Origin of the sequence: Mesobacterium pallidum (assembly GCF_019966535.1) — a bacterium.
Classification (GTDB): Bacteria; Pseudomonadota; Alphaproteobacteria; order Rhodobacterales; family Rhodobacteraceae; genus Mesobacterium; species Mesobacterium pallidum.
In genome coordinates this window covers 164,443-186,483 of the sequence record NZ_JAIMID010000011.1, presented here as the reverse complement: position 1 = coordinate 186,483, position 22,041 = coordinate 164,443, and the positions used below count along the sequence as shown (strand labels likewise).

The 22,041-nt window shown below is 65.4% G+C and carries 20 protein-coding genes; 5 read left to right on the top strand and 15 right to left on the bottom strand.

Annotated features, from left to right (window positions below; translation table 11 throughout):
* The 5 genes from MF270_RS16990 to MF270_RS16970 form a co-directional block, all read left to right on the top strand.
* The coding region (locus MF270_RS16990) for a hypothetical protein (RefSeq protein WP_238367106.1) at positions 1–262 on the top strand (262 nt) is incomplete at its 5' end.
* Positions 263–397: 135 nt separating this feature from the next.
* A complete protein-coding gene (locus MF270_RS16985; RefSeq protein WP_238367105.1) occupies positions 398–1,996 on the top strand; it encodes a peptide chain release factor 3 in 1,599 nt (532 codons plus the stop codon).
* Position 1,997: 1 nt separating this feature from the next.
* The gene (locus tag MF270_RS16980) at positions 1,998–4,145 is read left to right on the top strand and encodes a glycosyltransferase family 29 protein (RefSeq protein ID WP_238367104.1); all 2,148 of its coding nucleotides are present in this window, start codon (positions 1,998–2,000) and stop codon (positions 4,143–4,145) included.
* A 31-nt stretch (positions 4,146–4,176) separates the two neighbouring features.
* Positions 4,177–5,169, top strand: a complete 993-nt coding sequence (locus tag MF270_RS16975) for a glycosyltransferase family 2 protein (RefSeq protein WP_238367103.1) — start codon at positions 4,177–4,179, stop codon at positions 5,167–5,169.
* A gap of 348 nt (positions 5,170–5,517) precedes the next feature.
* Positions 5,518–7,032 carry a DEAD/DEAH box helicase gene (locus MF270_RS16970; protein ID WP_238367102.1) on the top strand — a complete coding sequence of 505 codons (1,515 nt, stop codon included), beginning with the start codon at positions 5,518–5,520 and terminating at the stop codon, positions 7,030–7,032.
* 73 nt (positions 7,033–7,105) lie between these two features.
* Here the strand turns inward: MF270_RS16970 and MF270_RS16965 are convergent, their stop codons facing one another.
* From MF270_RS16965 to MF270_RS16895, 15 genes are all read right to left on the bottom strand, one after another.
* On the bottom strand, positions 7,106–7,531 hold the full coding sequence (locus MF270_RS16965; protein WP_238367101.1) for an OsmC family protein: 426 nt from the start codon (positions 7,529–7,531) through the stop codon (positions 7,106–7,108).
* Between the two features lie 185 nt (positions 7,532–7,716).
* A complete protein-coding gene (locus MF270_RS16960; RefSeq protein ID WP_238367100.1) occupies positions 7,717–9,384 on the bottom strand; it encodes a ribonuclease J in 1,668 nt (555 codons plus the stop codon).
* Positions 9,377–10,159, bottom strand: coding sequence for a type III pantothenate kinase (locus MF270_RS16955; RefSeq protein WP_238367099.1), 783 nt, complete (start codon positions 10,157–10,159; stop codon positions 9,377–9,379). Before MF270_RS16955 ends, MF270_RS16960 begins: the two co-directional genes overlap by 8 nt.
* 3 nt (positions 10,160–10,162) lie before the next feature.
* The gene (locus MF270_RS16950; RefSeq protein ID WP_238367098.1) at positions 10,163–10,918 is read right to left on the bottom strand and encodes a biotin--[acetyl-CoA-carboxylase] ligase; all 756 of its coding nucleotides are present in this window, start codon (positions 10,916–10,918) and stop codon (positions 10,163–10,165) included.
* Positions 10,919–11,045: 127 nt separating this feature from the next.
* Positions 11,046–12,485, bottom strand: coding sequence for an NADH-quinone oxidoreductase subunit NuoN (nuoN, locus tag MF270_RS16945; RefSeq protein ID WP_238367097.1), 1,440 nt, complete (start codon positions 12,483–12,485; stop codon positions 11,046–11,048).
* A gap of 12 nt (positions 12,486–12,497) precedes the next feature.
* Complete coding sequence (locus MF270_RS16940; protein ID WP_238367096.1) at positions 12,498–14,051, bottom strand: NADH-quinone oxidoreductase subunit M; 1,554 nt, start codon at positions 14,049–14,051, stop codon at positions 12,498–12,500.
* Between the two features lies 1 nt (position 14,052).
* Entirely contained in the window at positions 14,053–16,176 is a 2,124-nt protein-coding gene (nuoL, locus tag MF270_RS16935; RefSeq protein WP_238367095.1) for an NADH-quinone oxidoreductase subunit L, read from the bottom strand.
* A 6-nt stretch (positions 16,177–16,182) separates the two neighbouring features.
* Complete coding sequence (gene nuoK / locus MF270_RS16930) at positions 16,183–16,488, bottom strand: NADH-quinone oxidoreductase subunit NuoK (protein ID WP_238367094.1); 306 nt, start codon at positions 16,486–16,488, stop codon at positions 16,183–16,185.
* A gap of 146 nt (positions 16,489–16,634) precedes the next feature.
* Positions 16,635–17,243, bottom strand: a complete 609-nt coding sequence (locus MF270_RS16925) for an NADH-quinone oxidoreductase subunit J (protein ID WP_238367093.1) — start codon at positions 17,241–17,243, stop codon at positions 16,635–16,637.
* Positions 17,240–17,650, bottom strand: coding sequence for a carboxymuconolactone decarboxylase family protein (locus tag MF270_RS16920; RefSeq protein WP_238367092.1), 411 nt, complete (start codon positions 17,648–17,650; stop codon positions 17,240–17,242). Before MF270_RS16920 ends, MF270_RS16925 begins: the two co-directional genes overlap by 4 nt.
* Complete coding sequence (gene nuoI, locus MF270_RS16915; RefSeq protein WP_238367091.1) at positions 17,647–18,141, bottom strand: NADH-quinone oxidoreductase subunit NuoI; 495 nt, start codon at positions 18,139–18,141, stop codon at positions 17,647–17,649. The genes MF270_RS16920 and nuoI overlap by 4 nt, the downstream gene beginning before the upstream one ends.
* Before the next feature lie 2 nt (positions 18,142–18,143).
* A complete protein-coding gene (gene nuoH / locus MF270_RS16910) occupies positions 18,144–19,184 on the bottom strand; it encodes an NADH-quinone oxidoreductase subunit NuoH (protein WP_238367090.1) in 1,041 nt (346 codons plus the stop codon).
* A gap of 7 nt (positions 19,185–19,191) precedes the next feature.
* Positions 19,192–19,584 carry a hypothetical protein gene (locus tag MF270_RS16905; RefSeq protein WP_238367089.1) on the bottom strand — a complete coding sequence of 131 codons (393 nt, stop codon included), beginning with the start codon at positions 19,582–19,584 and terminating at the stop codon, positions 19,192–19,194.
* Entirely contained in the window at positions 19,584–21,602 is a 2,019-nt protein-coding gene (gene nuoG / locus MF270_RS16900) for an NADH-quinone oxidoreductase subunit NuoG (RefSeq protein ID WP_238367088.1), read from the bottom strand. Before nuoG ends, MF270_RS16905 begins: the two co-directional genes overlap by 1 nt.
* 3 nt (positions 21,603–21,605) lie before the next feature.
* Complete coding sequence (locus MF270_RS16895; protein WP_238367087.1) at positions 21,606–22,007, bottom strand: DUF5333 domain-containing protein; 402 nt, start codon at positions 22,005–22,007, stop codon at positions 21,606–21,608.
* Positions 22,008–22,041 lie beyond the last annotated feature (34 nt).

Sequence of the window (22,041 nt, the reverse complement as noted above, 5' to 3'; positions counted from 1 at the left end):
GATACGACAGATGCCCGAAGGTCTTCCTCTCAGCCATCGCCCTCGCCGCAATCGTCATCTACTGGCTATGAGTCCTGACCCTAATTCTCCTGATATTCGTGGGGATTCCGGATGCGTCCGATATGCTTGTTTGGATGTTGTTTGCCTTTTCACTGTGGATGGTGGCTTATCCTGCAGTAAGGGGATGGAAAAAAGAAACGTGACAATCTGGGAAATGGGACAGCTTCGCCTGCCCGTGGCTCTCGCGATTTCTGAAAAGTGAACCAACTGGCCGGCATACAGCCCGGCGAACTGGCCTGGCTTGCCAAATGGATCGAGTACCTCCCCAAGCTGCTGAAATAGCGCCGCCCCGTCCCACGATCTTGCCAAGAAACCGGCCGCGCCCTATACGCCGCTCATGCTGGACAATCGCCCCTCCCTTCCGCCCGAAATCGCCCGCCGCCGGACCTTTGCGATCATCTCGCACCCCGACGCCGGCAAGACCACGCTGACTGAAAAGTTCCTGCTCTTCGGCGGGGCGATCCAGATGGCCGGACAGGTCCGCGCCAAGGGCGAGGCGCGGCGCACGCGGTCGGACTTCATGCAGATGGAGAAGGACCGGGGGATCTCGGTCTCCGCCTCGGCGATGTCCTTCGATTACAAGAGCTTCCGGTTCAACCTCGTCGATACGCCCGGCCACAGCGACTTTTCCGAGGACACCTACCGCACGCTCACAGCCGTGGACGCGGCGGTCATGGTGATCGACGGCGCCAAGGGTGTGGAAAGCCAGACCCGCAAGCTGTTCGAGGTCTGCCGGTTGCGCGACCTGCCGATCCTGACCTTCTGCAACAAGATGGACCGCGAAAGCCGCGACACCTTCGACATCATCGACGAGATCCAGGAAAACCTGGCCATCGACGTGACGCCCGCCAGCTGGCCCATCGGCATGGGGCAGGATTTCATCGGCTGCTATGACCTCTTGCGCGACCGGCTCGAGCTGATCGACAAGGCGGACCGCAACCGCGTGGCGGAGTCTATCGAGATCAACGGCCTCGACGATCCGAAACTGGCCGAACATGTGCCCGCCCGGCTGCTCGAGCAGTTGAAGGAAGAGGTCGAGATGGCGCGCGAGCTCTTGCCGACGCTCGACCCGCAATCGGTGCTCGAAGGGCACATGACCCCGATCTGGTTCGGCTCGGCGATCAACTCCTTCGGCGTCAAGGAACTGATGGACGGCATCGCCACCTACGGGCCCGAGCCGCAGCCGCAGCGCGCCGAGCCTCGGCAGATTTCTCCCGAGGAAACAAAGGTTTCCGGCTTTGTCTTCAAGGTCCAGGCGAACATGGATCCCAAGCATCGCGACCGGGTCGCCTTTGTTCGCCTGGCCTCGGGTCACTTCGAGCGCGGCATGAAGCTGCTGCACGTCCGGTCCAAGAAACAGATGGCGGTGACGAACCCCGTGCTCTTCCTCGCCTCGGACCGCGAACTGGCCGAGGAGGCCTGGGCCGGAGACATCATCGGCATCCCGAACCATGGCCAGCTGCGCATCGGCGACACGCTGACCGAGGGCGAGCAACTGCGCGCCAGCGGGATCCCCTCCTTCGCGCCGGAGCTCTTGCAGAACTGCCGTGCGGGCGATCCGATGAAGGCCAAGCATCTGGAAAAGGCGCTGATGCAGTTCGCCGAGGAAGGCGCGGCCAAGGTCTTCAAGCCCGCCTTCGGCTCGGGCTTCATCGTCGGCGTCGTGGGCGCGCTGCAATTCGAGGTGCTGGCCAGCCGGATCGAGCTGGAATACGGCCTGCCCGTCCGCTTCGAGCCGTCGCAGTTCACGAGCGCGAGATGGGTCACGGGGCCGAAAGCGGCCGTGGACAAGTTCTGCACCGTCAACAAGCAGCACATCAGCCACGACCATGACGGCGACATCGTGTATCTCACGCGCCTGCAATGGGACATCGACCGGATCGAGCGGGACTACCCGGACGTGACCCTGTCGGCGACCAAGGAAATGATGGTCTGAGATGACACCCCGGCCGCGGATCCATGTTGCCCGCGCCCTGATCGGCGCGCCGTCTGTCAAGCGGCAAGCGCAACAGGTGACGGCGGCGGGCGACGTGCAATCCGCGCAGGACGGATGCGTGGCCGTGGCCCGGACCCATGTCCCCATGGCCACCCAGCAGGCGCTGCGGTTCCTCACCGTCTCGACCAACTGGATGGCCGCGCAGGGCCGCTTTGCCGAGGCCGAGCGCCCCTGGCGTGCGCTGGATCCGGACCGGCGGCGCGCGGCGCGCGAGGGGCTGGTCGTCCAATGGTGGAAGTACGGGTTGTTCGGCCCGGACCAGATCGGCGCGCTGCCCGGCTACCTTGCGGCCGGGCTGGGCCCGACCGCCGCCCTGCGCGCCTACCGGATGCTCGAGATCGCGGGCGCCTTCGATGACCGGGCGCGTGACAGGCTGATCCGCGCGCTGACCCGGTCGCGGGCGTTTCACTGGAAGGCCGCCCGCGCCTTCAAGGTCGGCGGGGCCGGGATCCTGCTGAACCGCCAAGAGGACACGCCCGAGATCGCGCGCATCCTGTCAGACAAGCGCAACCGCCGCGAAATCGCCCGCGCGCCGGATATCGCCGCGCAGGCCATCCGGCACGGCTGGGCCGACACGCCCGCCATTCGCCGCGCCGACGCAGTGGCCCAGCACCTGCGCGCGGCATCGGACAGCCTTTGGCAGCGCCTGTCAGACCCGCACCTGAGCGTGGCCGTCGTCGGCAATTCGCCGAAAGAGCGCGGGCTTGGCAAGGGGCCCGAAATCGACGCCCATAATGTCGTAATCCGGTTCAACCTTGCCAGTGTACCCGCGCCGAGCCGCGCCGATTACGGCGCGCGCACCTCGATCATCGTCTGCAACACCGATACCGTCCGCCTTGTCCGCAAGGCCGAGGCGTCGCTTGAGGCCGCCATCGTCACCGGGCTCGACATGATGCGGCAGAACCCCAGCGTTGCGCAGATGCACGGGCTGATCGCCGACGGGTACCAGCTGGCCCGTGTGCCCGAAGCCGACGAGACCCGGCTGATCGAGGCCCTGGGTGCGCCGTCCAGTTCCGGCCTGCAGATCATCCTGTCGCTGCTCTCGGCCCGTGGCGGAGCTTCGGGCCTGTCGTTCTACGGGTTCGGCCTGACCGATCAGATCGGAGAGAACCGCAGCTCCGCCAATTTCGCCCGGAAGACCTCTCCGTCGTTCCGGCACAACTGGACCGGAGAGAAGCTCCTGTTCGACAGCCTGACCGAGGCCGAAATGACCAATGATCGCCCCCTGCCAGCCGCCCCCCGACAAGAGCAGCCCCAGGCCGCCCCCATGAAGGCGCTGCGGTTCAAGCTTGCCGGGGATCACGCCAAGTACCATTGCGGATCAGCGGCCGTCGCCGATTACATCAAGCGCAAGATCCGGGGCCACGGCGTGCTGGTGGACGGCGACGAGTACGAGGTGCTTGTGGTCAACGGCGAAGGGTCGATGCACCACGACACCCCGGCCTTCGTCAACAAGATGAAGCTGATGGAAAGCGCGCTGGACAGCGGCCGCAAGGTCCTGCTGATCAACACGCTCTGGCAGCAGAATTCCAACGCCTACGACCACGTTCTCAAACGGCTCGACCAGATCGTCGTGAGAGAGAAACTCAGCCAGATCGACCTGCGCGAGAACCACGGGATCGAGGCGCAGGTCATCCCCGACCTGTCCTACTCCGCCCCGGTCAAGACGGTGCCCATGCCCTTTGCGCCCAAGGGCAAGGTGCTGCTCACCGACTTCTACTCGCAGGACCTTGGCGCATTCGTGATCCTGAACGGCGGCCCCCTGCGCAAGCTGCCTTACGTCGACATGCGCAAGCTGAGTTGGAACCAGATGGTGACGCTGCTGAAACGCAACGAGATGCTGATCACGGGCCGCCACCACGCGGTCTACGCGGCCTGCAAGGCCCGGGTGCCCTTTGTCTCGACCCGGGGCAACAGCCACAAGATCGAGGGCATCTTTGCCTCGGCCGGGGTCGAGATCCCGATGCTCGACAGCCTGCGCGACATCGAACCGGCGATGGCCTGGGCCCGCGCCAACCGGCAGGCTTATGACGACCTGTTCGACTGGCTGGGCGAACAGCCCGACTGGCGCATCGAACTGGGGCCTTGAGGGTGCACGCCGCGCCGGGCATGGTCTGATGATGGACGCTCCCGAATACGACCCCGACAGCACCGACATCCCCGGCCCGGGCCAGCCGCCCAGCTGGGGGATCATCGCGACCGTAAAGGCGCCAACGCGGGATATCCTGAACTTCGTCGCCCATCACCTGAGCGCCGGGGCGCATCGCATCTACCTCTACCTCGATGACGGCGATCCGGTGACCGCCAAGGCGCTCAAGGGGCACAAGCAGCTGAAGGTGGTCGAAACGGGCGCCGAATGGTGGGCCAAGCGCAAGGGCCGCCCCGACAAGCACCAGGCGCGGCAGGTGATGAACGCGCGTCACGCCTGCAACCGCAACCCGGAATGCGACTGGCTGATCCATATCGACGTGGACGAGTTCCTGGTGGGCGACGTCTCGGCCGCGCTCGACGCCGTGCCCGTCACCTGCCTGGCCGCCCGCGTCCGCCCGATCGAGGCGCTGGCCGAGGACCCGGCCCATCCGACCGCCCCCGCGACCTGTTTCAAGGGGTTTCACGTCGACCAGAAGGCGCGGCAGGCCGCCGCCGCCCGCGCCTATCCGACCTGGGGGCAGCACCTGTCCGGTGGCTTTCTGAGCCATGTTCAGGGCAAGGTGTTTTTCCGCGCCGGGATCGGGATGCGGGTCAAGATCCACAACGCCTATCTCGATGACGACGAAAACCCGGGCCAGGTCGAGCTGGGCGATCTGGCGCTTTGCCACATGCATGCCGAAAGCTGGGAGGCCTGGCGAGGCCGCTTCGACTACCGTCTCGACAAGGGATCCTACCGGGCCGAGCTGCGCGCGCCGGTCTGGCGCAACCAGGGCGGACTGACGCTGCACGAGCTGTTCACCGGGCTGATGGAGACCGAAGGCGAAGCCGGCCTGCGCGCCTTTTACGACGAGGTGTGCCTGGCCACGCCCGACACGCAGGCGCGGCTCGAGGCCGAGGGACTGCTGCGCCGCATCGACCTCGGGCTCGACGCGAAACGGCTGGCGCAGTTCCCGGGCACCTGACGGGGGTCAAAGGCCCGCCAACATTGCCAGCCGCGCCGGTTCGTCTGAGAAATCGGTGTGCACCGGCGGCGGGTCGGTCATGTCCACGTCGGGCTCCGTCGCTGCGATCACCGGCGCAGCGGCGCGCCTGCGCAAGCCCGGACATCGGCCAGAATGTTGCCGAAAAGGCGCCGGTCGCCCTGCATCTACCCGCCATTTCCTGTGGAATCGCCTGTTGCATTGACCTGTGCGGCGGATTCCGTGTAAGGGTCGCGCGCGGGGCGCAAGCGTCACTTGACGGGGCCGACCGGGCCTGCCCGGCACATCGACGCTACGGGCCATGATCGTGTCCGTAAAGTACGGATACTCATGACAAAGTTCTCAGACCTGAACCTGAACCCCAAAGTCCTTAAAGCCATCGAAGAGGCCGGCTACGAAACGCCGACCCCGATCCAGGCGGGCGCGATCCCGCCCGCGCTCGAAGGACGCGACGTCCTGGGCATCGCCCAGACCGGCACCGGCAAGACCGCCAGCTTCACCCTTCCCATGATCACCATGCTGGCCCGCGGCCGCGCCCGCGCGCGCATGCCGCGCAGCCTGGTGCTGTGCCCCACGCGCGAATTGGCGGCCCAGGTGGCCGAGAACTTCGACACCTACGCCAAGCACGTGAAGCTGACCAAGGCGCTGCTGATCGGCGGCGTTTCGTTCAAGGAACAGGACGCGCTGATCGACAAGGGCGTCGACGTGCTGATCGCCACCCCCGGCCGGCTGCTCGACCATTTCGAGCGTGGCAAGCTGCTGCTGACCGGCGTGCAGATCATGGTGGTGGACGAAGCCGACCGGATGCTCGACATGGGCTTCATCCCGGATATCGAGAAGATCTTCTCGCTGACCCCCTTCACCCGGCAGACGCTGTTCTTCTCGGCCACGATGGCGCCCGAGATCGAACGCATCACCAACACCTTCCTGTCCGGCCCCGCGCGGATCGAGGTCGCCCGCCAGGCGACCGCCTCCGAGACGATCGAGCAGGCGGCCGTCTTCTTCAAGGGCAGCCGGAAGGACCGCGAGGCCAGCGAAAAGCGCCGTCTACTGCGCGAACTGATCGATGCTGAGGGCGACAAGTGCACCAACGCGATCATCTTCTGCAACCGCAAGGTCGACGTGGACGTGGTGGCCAAGAGCCTCAAGAAATACGGCTATGACGCTGCGCCGATCCACGGGGATCTCGACCAGTCGCAGCGCACCAGGACGCTGGATGGCTTCCGCGACGGCTCGCTCCGCCTGCTGATCGCATCGGACGTGGCGGCGCGCGGGCTCGACGTGCCTGCGGTCAGCCATGTGTTCAACTTCGACGTCCCCGGCCACGCCGAGGATTACGTGCACCGCATCGGCCGCACGGGCCGGGCCGGGCGCGAAGGCAAGGCGATCACCATCGTCGTGCCGCGCGATGAAAAGAACTTCGATGCAGTCGAGGCGCTGCTTCAGAAGCCGATCCCGCGCCTCGAGAGCCCGGTGAAGGGCGCCGCGAGCGACGACAGCGACGGGGACGAGGTCAAGCCGGCCGAGAAGAAACCCGCACGCAGCCGGAGCCGCAGCAGCAGCCGCAAGGACAGCGTGAAGGAACCGGGCGCGGCCAAGGCCGAGGCGGCAGACGCCCCGGTGCAGGACGCCCCCAAGGCGGAGGCCGCGCCCGAGGCCAAGCCCGAACCGAGGACCGAAGCGAAGCCCGAACCCAGGGCCGATGCGAAGCCCGAGCCCCGGAGCGACAACCGCCGCGAACCGCCCCGGTCGCGCGGGCGTGGATCTGACAAGGAGGTCGTCGGCCTTGGCGATCACCTGCCCGGCTTCATCGCCCTCAGCTTCGACGAGCGCCGCACCAGCTGACAGCCGTTTGCTTCACATGAAAAAGGCCGCGTCCCATGACGCGGCCTTTGTCGTTTCGGTTGGTGCGGGCCCCTCAGGCGACCCGCGCCTCCATCGTGATCTCGCAGTTCAGCAGCTTGGACACGGGGCAATTGGCCTTGGCCGTCTCGGCCGCCTCGAGCACCGCGGCCTTGTCGCCGCCGGGCAAGTCGATGGTGACGTCCAGATGGGCTGTCTTGATCGCGAAGCCCTCGCCTTCCTTGTCCATAGAGATGGTCGACTTGGTCGAGATGTCGGCGGCTTCCATGTCGCCTTGGCCCAGGATCATCGACAGCGCCATCGAGAAACAGGCCGCATGGGCGGCGCCGATCAGTTCTTCGGGGTTCGAGCCGGGCTCGCCCTCGAACCGCTTCTTGAAGCCGTAGTTTGCAGCGTCAAGCACCCCGGATTCTGTCGAGATGGTGCCGGTGCCCTCGGTCAGGCTGCCCTTCCAGTTGGCGGATGCGTGCTTCTTGATCATGGTGACCTCCTTGTGTCGCGGCCATCGGGCCGTTCCAAGGTCAACGTCTCGCGGCACGGAAAGGTCCACGGCCACTGCCCTAAATTCTTCTGACGAAGTATTTAGGGCCGCCCCCATGGGACGGCCCTTCGCTTCGGCCCCGGTCCGGGCGCCGCAACATTCTTCGACAGAAGACTGTTGCGGGATCACTCGAGGCGCGAGATCACCACCGTGACCTGCGGCTTCTTGCCGATCTCGTCCAGGCTGGACTGCCGCACCGCCCGCCGGATGCCTTCCTCGAGCTTGTCGTCGTCGCGCAGGGTCTTGGCCCCCGCCCGGCCGATGTATTGCGACAGGTCTTCTTCCAGCACATCGATCAGCGGAGCGTTCGACCGGCCGGTCTCGGCCAGGCCCATGACCTCGACCCAGGGCTCGCCCAGCGGCTCGCCCTCCTCGTCGATGATCACGTTGACCATCACGTGGCCGTTCAGCGCCATGCGGAGCCGGTCCCGCACGATCCCGTCCAGCGCGCCGATCTGCACCGTGCCGTCGAGGTATACCCGCCCGGTTTCGATATGCTCGGCCACCACCGGCTGATCGCCCGTCAGGTCCATCATCATCCCGTTGACCACCACCATCGAGGCGATGTTCTTGGACGCGCCCAGCCGCGCATGTTCACGCAGGTGGCGGTGTTCGCCATGCATCGGGATCAGCATGTCGGGCTTGACGAGGTCATGCATGGTCTCGAGGTCGGGCCGGTTGGCGTGGCCCGAGACGTGGTACTTGCCGCCATCGTCATCGACAACGTCCACGCCCATTTCCGAATACTGGTTCATGATCCGGATCACGCCGCGTTCGTTGCCCGGGATCGTCTTGGACGAGAACAGGAACATGTCCCCTTCCTTCATCGTGATCCCGTTGTACTTGCCATTGGCCAGCTGCGCGCTGGCCGCCCGGCGTTCGCCCTGGCTGCCGGTCACGATCAGCATGACGTTCTCGCGCGGCAGCGACAGCGCATCCTCGGGCCCGATCACGCTGGGGAAATCCTTCAGCACGCCAGTCTCGACCGAAGCCTCGATCATGCGCCGCATCGCCCGCCCCAGCAGGCAGATCGAGCGGCCGGCGCGCACGCCCGCCTCGGCCAGCGTCTTGACCCGCGCCACGTTGGACGCAAAGGTCGTCGCCACCACCATGCCCGGCGCGCGGGCAATGAGCCCCTCGATCTCGCTGCCGATCGACGCCTCGGACCGCCCCGGCTGGGGCGAGAAGACGTTGGTGGAATCGCAGATCAGCGCCTTGACGCCGTCCTTGGCCACTGCCTTGAACGCTTCGGGGTCGAACGCCTCGCCCACGATCGGCGTCGGGTCGATCTTGAAATCGCCGGTGTGCAGCAGCCGCCCCACGGGCGTGTCGATCACCAGGGCCGAGCTTTCGGGGATCGAATGCGAGATCGGCAGGAAGCCAACCTCGAACGGCCCCGCCTTGACCGTCTCGGGCCAGGCGCTTGCCGTGCGGACGGTGCGGTCGGGATGGCCCCGTTCGTCCATCTTGCGGCGCGCGATGTTGGCCGTGAAGGCCCGCGCATGCACCGGAGCGCCAAGGTCGCCCCAAAGGTGCCCGATGGCGCCCACGTGGTCCTCGTGCGCATGGGTGATGAAGATCGCCTCGAGCCGGTCGCGGTTCTCGCGCAGCCAGGCGATGTCGGGAAAGATCAGGTCGACCCCGGGCGAGCCGTCCATGTCGGGGAAAGTGACCCCGAGGTCGACCAGGATCAGCCGCTCCTTGCCGGGGGCGCCGTAGCCGTAGACATAGGCGTTCATGCCGATTTCGCCGGCGCCGCCGAGTGGCAGGTAGATCAAGCGCTCCTTAGCCAAGTGTCCCGTGCTCCTTGTTGTAGGCGTGGATGACGGTCAGACCATGCATGGTCAGATCGTCCTCGAAGGCGTCGAACAGCTCGACGCTTTGTTGAAAGAGGGGCGCAAGACCCCCGGTCGCGATGATCTGCATCTTGCGGTCGCGCTCGGCCTTGATGCGGGCGCAGATCTCTTTGACCAGGCCGACATAGCCCCAGAAAATCCCCGATTGCATGCAGTCGATGGTGTTACGGCCGACGACCGCCTCCGGCTTGGAAATATCCACGTGCGGCAGCGCGGCGGCGGCCATGTGCAGCGCCTCGAGGCTGAGGTTCACGCCGGGCGCGATGACCCCGCCGACATAGGCCCCGTCGTGGTCGACCACATCGAAGGTAGTCGCGGTGCCGAAATCGACCACGATGATGTCGCCGCCATGGCGGTCGAAGGCACCGGCGGTGTTCACCAGCCGGTCGGGACCCACGGTCGTGCCCGCATCGACCCGCGGCGGATGCGGCAACAGGCAGTCCGGCTTGCCCACCACCATCGGGCGGCAGCCAAAGAACCGGTCGGCAAAGACCCGCAGGTTGAAGACGACGCGCGGTACCGTGCTCGAGATGATGACATCGGTGATGTCGGGCTTGATCCCGTAATGGTCGACCAGCGTCGAGAACCAGGTGAAATAGGCATCGGCCGTGCGCGCATGGTGCGTCGAGGTCCGCAGGGTGCAGAGAAACTCCTCCCCGTCCCAGATCGAGAACACGGTGTTGGTATTCCCGGTGTCGATGCACAGCAGCATGTCTCAGCCCCCTTCGAAGAACACGTCGGCCGCGGGGATCGCCCGCCGCCCTTGGGCCGTGTTAAGACACAGGTTGCCCTGCGCGTCCACCGTCTCGAAGAGGCCCGTGAGGGTTTCGCGTCCGGTGCGTGCGGTGATCCGCTCTCCCAGCCGGGCCGCGCGGGCCAGCCAGGCCGTGCGGATGGGGGCAAAGCCATAGGTGGCGAACCGGCTCTCCCATTCCGCATAGGCCGGGGCGAGACGATTAAGGAAATCCTCGGGACCGACGACCTGGCCCGTCAGGCCGGCGACCGAGACCGGCGCGACGGCGCCGTCCGGCAGGTCGGCCACGTCCGGGGCCGAGGCGAGGTTCACGCCGATCCCGATGGCGAGATAGCTCATGCCCGACGGGCCGCCCGCGCTTTCCAGCAGGATGCCGGCGACCTTACCGCCCGCCAGCAACACGTCGTTCGGCCATTTCAGGGTCACCTGCCCCGCCAGCCCCGGCAGGCCCGCCAGCGCGTCGTAAAGCGCAAGCGCGGCCACGAAGGACCGCAGCGCCACGACCTCCGGCCCCTCGGTCGGCCGCATGACCAGAGTGCCGGCGAAATTGCCCACGGGGTCGACCCAGGGCCGCCCCCGGCGCCCGCGCCCGGCCGTCTGGCGCAGCCCGAGGATCCATTCCGGCCCCGCCAGCTGCGCCGCGATGCGCGCGGCCTCGGCATTGGTGCTGTCCACCTCGGCCAGCACCCGCCGGCCATATCCCGCCGGCCAGGTCACCGCGCCAGATCCCGCTTCATTGTGCCGATAAACTCCCGCCGGAGGCAAGAAAACCGAGACGGCGCCCAGTGGGCGCCGCCGAGGTGTTCCCTGCGCGAAAGCCGCGCAGATGTTCTGAAAAGCCGGATCAGTTCACCAGCGTGGCGGCCGCGGCCTGGGCCACGCCCTCGATGCCAAAGAGGTTCACGACCCCCACGACCATCAGCAGCGCCGAAGCCATCAACATGCCCCAGAGAATCGGCGACCGGGTCTTGTCCAGCGCATCTTCGCGCTCTTCGCCGAAGTACATGTAGAACACGATCCGCAGGTAGTAGAACGCCCCGATCACGGATGCGACCACGCCCGCGACGGCCAGCCAGGCCAGCCCGCCCTCGTAGGCGGCGCGCAGCACGTAGAGCTTGCCGAAGAAGCCGACCAGCGGCGGCACACCGGCCAGGCTGAACATCAGAACCAGCACGGCCAGCGCCTTGCCCGGCTCTTTCTTGGAGTAATTGTTCAGCGCCGAGATGCTCGTCACCGGGGTGCCGTCCTTCTCCATCGACAGGATGAAGGCAAAGGTGCCGACGTTCATGGTCACGTAGATCGCCATGTAGATCAGCATCGCCTGCACGCCGAAGACCGTGCCCGATGCAAGGCCCATCAGCGCGTAGCCCATGTGGGCGATCGACGAATAGGCCATCAGGCGCTTGATGTTGTTCTGACCGATGGCGGCGATGGCGCCAAGGAACATCGACAGCAGCGACAGGATCGCCAGCACCTGCTGCCAGTCGGCGATCACGCCGCCAAAGGCGTCATGCAGCACCCGGGCGAAAAGGCCCATGGCCGCCACTTTCGGCGCGGTGGCAAAGAAGGCGGTGACCGGCGTGGGTGAGCCTTCGTAGACGTCCGGGGTCCACATGTGGAACGGCACGGCCGAGACCTTGAACGCCAGGCCGCAGATCACCAGCACGAGACCGAAGAGCAGGCCCAGCGATGCCTCTTCGCCCGCCGCGGCGATGATGCCGTCGAAGGTGGTCGAGCCGGCGAAGCCGTAGACCAGCGAGGCGCCATAGAGCAGCAGGCCCGAGCTGAGCGCGCCGAGGATGAAGTACTTCAGGCCCGCTTCGGTCGAGCGCACAGAGTCGCGGCGCAGCGACGCGACGACGTAAAGCGCCAGCGATTGCAGCTCGAGACCCATGTAGAGGGCGATCAGGTCACCGGCCGAGACCATGACCATCATGCCGACCGAGGCCAGCACGATCAGCACCGGGTATTCGAACCGCAAGAGGCCGCGGCGCGCCATGTAATCCTGGCTCATCAGCAGCACCGCGGCGCCCGAAAGCAGGATGACCACCTTGGCAAAGCGGGCAAAGCCGTCGTCGTTGAACATCCCGTCAAAGGCGGTCTGCGTGCCCTCGCCCGAGATGCCGATCCAGATGGCGACCACGGCCATGACCGCGGCCGAGGCCCAGGTCAGCACCGGCGCCAGCGCGTCCTTGCCGGAATAGACTGCCCCGATCAGCGCCCCCATCGCAAAGAGCGACAGGATGATCTCGGGCAGGATGATGTTCAGATCAGAACCGATCATTCTCTCTCTCCGTCAGTGGCCGCCGGCGGCGACCTGGGTCGCGGCCTGAGGCTCGAACGCCGCAATGGCGGTGTCATAATCGTCGACCAGCGCCTCGGTCGAGGGGCCGATGATGTCGGTGACCAGCGCGGGGTAGACGCCCAGCAGCAGGGTCATCGCGACCAGCGGCGCAAAGATCCACTTTTCGCGGGCCGTCATGTCGGTGATCGACTTGAGGCTTTCCTTGATCAGATCCCCCATCACCACCCGGCGGTAGAGCCAGAGCGCATAGGCCGCCGAGAAGATCACGCCGGACGTCGCCACGGCCGCGACCCAGGTGTTTTCCTGGAAGGCGCCCATGAGCGTCAGGAATTCCCCGATGAAGCCCGAGGTGCCCGGCAGGCCGACGTTCGACATGGTGAAGAACATGAACAGCAGCGCGTAGACCGGCATCCGGTTCACGAGGCCGCCATAGGCGTCGATCTCGCGGGTGTGCATCCGGTCGTAGATCACGCCGACGCAAAGGAACAGCGCGCCCGAGATGAAGCCGTGCGACAGCATCTGGAAGATGGCGCCGTCGATCCCCTGCTGGTTCACCACGAAGATGCCCATGGTCACGTAACCCATGTGGGCGACCGAGGAATAGGCGATCAGCTTCTTCATGTCCTCCTGCACGAGGGCCACCAGCGAGGTGTAGACGATGGCGATGGCCGACATCCACAGCACCAGCGGCGCCAGCACCTCGGACCCCACGGGGAACATCGGCAGGCAGAAGCGCAGGAAGCCGTAGCCACCCATCTTGAGCAGGATCGCGGCCAGCACGACCGAGCCCGCGGTCGGCGCCTGGACGTGCGCATCGGGCAGCCAGGTGTGGACCGGCCACATCGGCATCTTGACGGCAAAGCTGGCGAAGAAGGCGAGGAACATCAGCGTCTGCATCCCGCCGACGATCTGGATGCCCAGCAGGCTGAAGCTTTCGGACCCGAACTCATGCGTCAGCAGCACGGCGATGTCGGTGGTGCCCGCGTCGGCGAACATCGCGACCATGGCCACCAGCATCAGCACCGAGCCGAGGAAGGTGTAGAGGAAGAACTTGAACGAAGCATAGATGCGGTTCGCCCCGCCCCAGATGCCGATGATCAGGAACATCGGGATCAGCCCCGCCTCGAAGAAGAGGTAGAAGAGCACCAGGTCCAGCGCCATGAACACGCCCAGCATGAGCGTTTCCAGCAGCAGGAAGGCGATCATGTATTCCTTGACCCGCACCTTGACGTCCCAGGACGCGGCGATGGTCAGCGGCATCATGAAGGTGGTCAGTAGCACGAAAAGCACCGAGATCCCGTCGACGCCCATCTTGTACTTGAGACCCAGCAGCCATTCGCCCTCTTCCACCATCTGGAAGCCGGTGTCCGAAGGGTCGAACTGCGCCAGGATGAACAGCGAGATCAGGAAGGTCACCGAGGTCGCGAACAGCGCCAGCCACTTGGCGTTCTTGGCCGCGGCCTCATCATCGCCCCGCAGGAACACGCCCAGGATCAGGGCAGCCAGCGCGGGAATGAAGGTGACGATGGAAAGCAGGTTATCCATATCAGTGTGCCCCTCCGGCGAGCGTAATCCAGGTGATGAGGGCGGCAAGACCGATCACCATCGCGAAGGCGTAGGTAAAGATGTACCCGGACTGGGCCTTGCCAGCCAGGCGGGTCAGGAAGGGCACGATGCCCATGGCGACCCCGTTGATGGACCCGTCGATGACGTTTCCGTCCCCGCGCTTCCACAAAAAGCGTCCGATGGCCTTGGAGGGCTGGACGAAGATGGCATCGTAGATCTCGTCGAAATACCACTTGTTCAGCAGGAAGCGGTAGAGGACCGGGTTCGTCTCGGCCACGCGCTTGGGCATGGAGGTATCCCAGACGTAGAACCAGAGCGCGACCAGAAGGCCCCCGAGCATGGCTATGAAGGGGCTCACCTTGACCCAGGTCGGGGCATGGTGCGCATCGTCCATCGTGTGGTTGTCTGGGTGGAAGAACAGCGCGCCCTCGGGGGCGACGCCCGCGCCGTGATCGGCCACGGCGGTGCCATGATCCTCGGTGGCGGCCGCGTCGCCGTGATCCTCCGCGGCAGCGGTTTCGCCGTGATCCTCGGCGGCCGCCTCTTCGCCATGGCCGGCATCGACCGTCTCATGGGTCGGAATGCCGAAGAACCGGTTCACCGAGTCATGGTCGCCGAAGAAGCTGTTGTACCAGATCATCCCCGAGAACACGGCCCCCAGCGCCAGCACGCCCAGCGGCACCAGCATGACCATCGGGCTTTCATGCGCGTGCTCATGCGTGTGCTTGTCGCCGCGCGGCTTGCCGAAGAAGGTCAGGAAGATCAGGCGCCACGAGTAGAAGGAGGTGAAGGCCGCCGCGATGACCAGCATCCAGAAGGCATAGCCACCAGCGGTCCCGGCCCAGGCGCTTTCGATCACCGCGTCCTTCGACAGGAAGCCGGCAAAGCCGATGTGGGTCAGCGGGATGCCGACGCCGGTGATCGCCAGCGTGCCGATCATCATCGCCCAGAAGGTATAGGGCAGTTTCTTGCGCAGACCGCCGTAGTTCCGCATGTCCTGCTCGTGGTGCATCCCGTGGATGACCGAGCCGGCGCCAAGGAACAGCATCGCCTTGAAGAAGGCGTGCGTGAACAGGTGGAACATCGCGACCGAATAGACGCCCACGCCGGCGGCGACGAACATGTAGCCCAGCTGCGAACAGGTCGAATAGGCGATCACGCGCTTGATGTCGTTCTGCACCAGACCCACGGTCGCGGCGAAGAAGGCCGTCGTGGCGCCCAGGAAGGTGACGAACATCAGCGCCTCGGGTGCGTATTCAAAGATCGGCGACATGCGGCAGACAAGGAAGACGCCCGCCGTCACCATGGTCGCGGCGTGGATCAGCGCCGACACCGGGGTCGGGCCTTCCATCGCGTCCGGCAGCCAGGTGTGCAGGATCAGCTGCGCCGACTTGCCCATCGCGCCGATGAACAGCAGCACGGCGATCAGGTTGGCCGCGTTCCATTCGCCCCACAGGAACGACACCTGCGTCTCGGCCAGCATCGGGCCGGCGGCAAAGACGTCATCCATCTTGATCGAGTCGACCAGGAAGAACAGCGCGAAGATGCCGAGCGCGAACCCGAAGTCACCCACCCGGTTGACCACGAAGGCCTTGATCGCGGCGGCATTGGCGCTTGGCTTGCGGTAATAGAAGCCGATCAGCAGGTAGGAGGCAACGCCGACCCCTTCCCAGCCAAAGAACATCTGCACCAGGTTGTCGCTGGTCACCAGCATCAGCATGGCGAAGGTGAAGAACGACAGGTAGGCAAAGAACCGCGGCCGGTAGCTCTCGTGATGGCCGAAATTGTCGTCATGGGCCATGTAGCCCATGGAATAGAGGTGCACGAGCGCCGAGACGGTGGTCACGACGATCAGCATGATCGCGGTCAGCCGGTCAAGGCGGATGCCCCAGTTGGTCTGCAGCGTGCCGCTTTCGATCCAGCGCAGGATGTTGATGTGCTGCGTTTCCCCGTCGAAGGACAGGAACACGATCCACGACAGCAGCGCGGCCAGGAACAGCAGGCCGGTGGTCAGCCATTGCGCGCCCTTGTCGCCGATGATCCGCCAGCCGAAGCCCGCGATGATCGCGCCCACCAGCGGGGCAAAGAGAATGATCGTCTCCATGGGGCGTCAGCCTTTCATCACGTTGACATCTTCGACGGCAATCGTGCCGCGGGTGCGGAAGAAGCAGACCAGGATCGCAAGCCCGATCGCCGCCTCGGCCGCCGCCACCGTCAGGACGAAGAGGGTGAAGACCTGGCCCACCAGGTCGCCCAGGAAGGACGAGAAGGCCACCAGGTTGATGTTGACCGACAGCAGGATCAGTTCGATCGACATCAGCAGGATGATGACGTTCTTCCGGTTCAGGAAGATGCCGAAGATGCCGATGACGAACAGCGTCGCGGCCACCGTGAGGTAATGTTCCAGTCCGATCATGTCGTCCCTCTGGGCCTTTGCCCTATTGTCTTTCCGTCGTCCGGCCACGCCAGGCGCGCAGCCATCTATAAAGTCTCAGCCCGACCAGGATCTTGACCGGGTATAGCAGGGCGAGGCCAGCAAGCCCGGCGCCGCCCAGGTGCATGTCAGAGCCCCTGCCCCGGTTTCACGTCGCGCAGCTCCATCGCCTTGGCCGGGTCGCGGTACATCTGGGCCAGGACGTTCTGGCGCTTGATGTCCTTGCGGTGGCGCATGGTCAGCACGATGGCGCCGATCATGGCGACCAGCAGGATCAGGCCCGACAGCTGGAACAGCAGGAAGTACTTGTCATAGAGCACCTCGCCCAGCAGCGCGGTGTTGGGCGCGACCGGCGGCGCGATCTGGTCGATCCCCTGCGCGACCTCGACCCCTTCGGCCGTGGTCCAGACCCCGAAGGCCATGGAAAACTCCATCAGGATCACCACGGCGATCAGCAGCGCCAGCGGCAGGTAGCGGGCCATCTCGGCCTTGAGCTGGGCAAAGTCGATGTCCAGCATCATCACCACGAAGAGGAACAGCACAGCGACCGCCCCCACGTAGACGATGACCAGCAGCATCGCGACGAATTCCGCGCCCAGCAGCACGAAAAGCCCCGCCGAGCTGAGGAAGGCCAGGATCAGCCACAGGACCGAATGCACCGGGTTCCGGGAAATCACGGTGAACAGCCCCCCGGCGATCACGCCGAGTGCGAACATGTAAAAGGCGAAGACGGTCATGTGTCCTTGTCCTCATTCTCTTCCAGCACCTCGCGCGCAAGTTCTAGCGCGCGGGTCATGGCGGGTATTCCGGCGAACATGGACATCTGCCCGATCGCCTCGACGATTTCCTGGTTCGTGGCCCCCACCTCGAGCAGGTGGCGCACGGTCTGGCGCAGCGCCGTATCGGCCTGCGCGCCCTGCATGGTCAGACCCGCGAGCGTCAGCATCAGCCGCGTCTTGGCGTCGAGCCCCTCCTTGTTGAAGGCATTGCCAAAGAACGCCTCCATCCAATCCTTGGGCATCGTCGGCCACATCGCCTCGAACGCCTTGGGCGAGAACGTCTCGAGCGCGGGGTTGAAGGCTTTCGCCATCTCCTGCGCTTGGGCGATCATCGCCTCGAACGGATTGCGGGGGTGGTCGGTCATCGGTAGGGCGCGTCCAGCTCCAGGTTGCGGGCGATCTCGGCTTCCCAGCGGTCGCCGTTGGCCAGCAGCTTTTCCTTGTCGTAGAACAGCTCTTCGCGGGTCTCGGTCGAGAACTCGAAGTTCGGCCCCTCGACGATGGCATCGACCGGGCAGGCTTCCTGGCAGAAGCCGCAGTAGATGCATTTCGTCATGTCGATGTCGTAGCGCGTGGTGCGGCGGCTGCCGTCGCTGCGCGGTTCGGCATCGATGGTGATGGCCTGCGCGGGGCAGATCGCCTCGCACAGCTTGCAGGCGATGCAGCGTTCCTCGCCGTTCGGGTAGCGGCGCAGCGCGTGTTCGCCGCGGAACCGGGGGCTGAGCGGCCCCTTTTCATGCGGGTAGTTCACGGTGGCCTTGGGGGCGAAGAAGTACTTCAGCCCCACCCGGAACCCGGCGATGAAATCCTTGAGAAGGAAGTAGCCGGCGGCGCGTCCGTAATCGATCTGAGTCATTCTCAGCCTCCCATCGCCCAGCGGGCCCAGAAGCCGCCAAGCACTTCGAATTTCGCAAAGAAGGCGACCAGCACGACCCAGGCAAGGCTGAGCGGCAGGAAGACCTTCCAGCCGATCCGCATCAGCTGGTCGTAGCGGTAGCGGGGGGTGATCGCCTTGACCATCGAGAAGATGAAGAAGACGAACAGCATCTTGAGCACCATCCAGAACACGCCGTCAGGCAGGCCCGGGATGGGCGACAGCCAGCCGCCGAAGAACAGCAGCGAAACCAGCGCGCACATCAGCACGACGGCGACCAGTTCGCCGATCATGAACAGAAGGAACGGGGTCGAGCTGTATTCGACCTGGTAACCGGCGACGAGTTCCGATTCCGCTTCCGGAAGGTCGAAGGGCGGGCGGTTGGTTTCCGCCAGCGCCGAGATCAGGAAGAGGAACAGCATCGGGAAATGTGGCAGCCAGTACCAGTTGAAGAGACCCCAGTTGCCGTCCTGCGCATGGACGATGTCGCCGAAGTTCATCGAGCCTGTCGAGATGATGACGCCGATGATGATCAACCCGATCGAGACCTCGTAGGAAATCATTTGCGCGGCGGATCGCAGCGAGCCGAGGAACGGGTATTTCGAGTTCGAGGCCCAGCCGCCCATGATCACGCCGTAGACTTCCAGCGAGCTGACGGCAAAGACGTAAAGGATCGCGACGTTGATGTCGGCAATCGCCCAGCCGTCGTTGAACGGGATCACCGCCCAGGCGATGAAGGCCATCACGAGGCTGACCATCGGCGCCAGGAAGAAGACGGGCTTGTCAGCGCCGGCGGGAATGACCACTTCCTTGACGATATACTTGAGGAAGTCGGCAAAGCTTTGCAGCAGGCCGAAGACCCCGACCACGTTGGGCCCGCGGCGCATCTGCACGGCGGCCCAGATCTTGCGGTCGGCATACATCAGGAAGGCGAGTGCCAGCAGCAGCGGAACCAAAAGCAGCAGGATCTGGCCAAGGACCGTCAGAAAGATGCCCGTTCCGGTTGTCGTGAAGAATTCGTACATCAGGTCCTCACACCATCGGTATTCCGTTTTCCGCGCAATTGGCGGCGACGACTTCTGCGTCGATCGTTTTCAGGCCCTGGGGCAGCGCCGGCGAGATGGTGTAAACAGCATCTGCCTGCCAGAGGCCAGAGCTTTCGCTAACATTCGTCCGCAAATGCCTGGCAAATCCGTAGCCCCGGATCAGCGTGTATTGGGCGGCCGCGCATTCCGCGTAATCGGCCACATCGTCGGCGCCGCGCGCCCCTGCCATGGCGACCCGGAAATTGACTAGGTCCCCGTCCAGCAGGCGCGTCTCGACGCCCTGGTAGTCGGGCGCGAACCGAGTCACCTCGGGCGCGGTGTCGCACCCCGCGATGGCGCCGGCCGCAAGGCCCAGGGGTATGAGGGCAAGTGCCCTCATCACTCGGCCGCCACCGCCTGCTGTCCGCGCGCCTTCACGCCGGCCGAAAGCTCGGCCATCAGCTGCGAGGCGCGGGCGATGGGGTTCGTCAGGTAGAAATCGGTGATCGCGTTGCCGATGATCCCGGCGGCCAGCTTGCGCGGCTTGATCGCCTCCCATGCGTTTTCCGGCACTTCGTCGATCTTCGCCAGGTGCGGCACCGCCTCGACCATCGCGCGGCGCAGCTGCGCCAGCGTGTCGAAGGGCAGCGCCTCGCCGGTCCGGGCCGAGAGGGCGCGCAGGATCGCCCAGTTTTCCTTGGCCTCGCCCGGCGGGAAAGACGCCCGCATGGCCAGCTGCGGCCGGCCCTCGGTGTTGACGAACAGGCCGCCTTCCTCGGGATAGGCCGCGCCCGGCAGGATCACGTCGGCGCGATGCGCGCCGCGGTCGCCATGGCTGCCCTGGTAGATGACAAAGGCGCCCGGGTCGATCTGCACCTCGTCGGCGCCGAGGTTGTAGATCACCTCTGCCCCTTCGAGTGCCGTTTCGAGCCCGCCCTTGGTGCAGGCACCCACGTCCATCGCGCCGACGCGGGCCGCAGCAGTGTGCAGCACCATCAACTTGGCGCCGGCCGCCTCGGCCATTTCCATGCAGGTGGCCAGGATGGTCCAGCCGTCGGGCTGGCGCAGCGCGCCCTGCCCCACGATCATGACGCCGGGGGTGCCCTTCTTTTCGCTATGGTCGAAAGCGGCCAGCTTCTTCAGCGCCTCGCGGTCGTTGCCGATATGGCTGACCGGGTAGGTCAGGTCCACGTTTTCGCCCAGCAGCGCGACATGTGCGCCCTTGGACCAGGCGCGGCGGATGCGGGCGTTCAGCACCGGCGCTTCGAGGCGCGGGTTGGTGCCGATCAGGAGGATGGTCTTGGCGCTGTCGATATCTTCGATGCTGGCGGTGCCGACATAGGCCGACCGGTTGCCCATCGGCAGCTGCGCATTGTCGGTGCGGCATTCGACGTGACCGCCCAGCCCCTCGACCAGCGATTTCAGCGCATAGGCGGCCTCGGTCGGGACCAGGTCACCGACCAGGCCGGCGATCTTCTTGCCCTTCATCGCGGCGGCGGCAGCGCCAAGCGCCTCGTCCCAGGACGCCGGGCGCAGCTTGCCGTTCTCGCGGATGTAGGGCTTGTCCAGGCGCTGGCGGCGCAGACCGTCCCAGACAAAGCGCGTCTTGTCGGAAATCCATTCCTCGTTCACGCCGTCATGGTTGCGCGGCAGGATGCGCATGACTTCGCGCCCCTTGGTGTCCACGCGGATGTTGGACCCCAGCGCATCCATCACGTCGATGGTTTCGGTCTTGGTCAGCTCCCAAGGACGCGCCGTAAACGCGTAAGGCTTGGAGACCAGTGCGCCCACCGGGCAGAGATCGATGATGTTGCCCTGCAGATTCGATTCGAGCGTGGTGTTGAGATAGGACGTGATCTCGGCATCCTCGCCGCGGCCGGTCTGGCCCATCTGGGTGATGCCCGCGACCTCGGTCGTGAAACGCACGCAGCGGGTGCAGGAGATGCAGCGCGTCATGTGAGTCTCGACCAGCGGGCCGAGGTCCAGATCCTCCGACGCGCGCTTGGGCTCGCGGTAACGGCTGAAATCGACACCATAGGCCATGGCCTGGTCCTGCAGGTCGCATTCGCCGCCCTGGTCGCAGATCGGGCAGTCGAGCGGGTGGTTGATGAGCAGGAACTCCATCACACCCTCGCGGGCCTTCTTGACCATCGGGCTGTTGGTCTTGACCACCGGCGCCTGGCCTTCCGGCCCGGGGCGCAGGTCGCGCACCTGCATCGCGCAGGAGGCCGCCGGTTTCGGCGGGCCCCCGACAACCTCGACAAGGCACATGCGGCAATTGCCCGCGATGCTGAGACGCTCGTGGTAGCAGAAGCGGGGCACCTCGATGCCCGCCACCTCGCAGGCCTGAAGAAGCGTCATCGCCCCGTCGACCTCGATCTCTGTTCCGTCGATGTTGATCTTGCGCAGGTCAGCCATGGTTCACCTTGCCCTTAGAAGCGACCCCACCAGGGTCCCCTTCTCGATTTCCTTGCGTCCATAGGCGCAGAAGCTGGCCTCATCGGCCGGGTTCACGCCCAAACTCTCCAGGTACCCCGTCGCCTTGGCGCGCATGCGCGTCTTCTCGGACTTCGAGGTCACGTATTCTTCGATCTCGTCATTGCTGTAGCCGAGGCTGCGCGCCCGGGACTTCAGCGTCTCGAGGTAACCCAGGGCCTTGAGCATCCGGGCATCGAGGTCGCCGCACTCCTTGCGCAACTCGTCGGCGATGGCAACCATCATCAGCGAATTGTCGATCTCGGCCACGTCGCGCAGCGCGGGCTTGGCGCTGGTCGCCCCTGCCAGCAGCGTTGCGGCCAGGGTAAGCGTCATCAGGCGTTTCATCGGGTCTCTCCTTCCATGCGGAACCGGAGGGCCG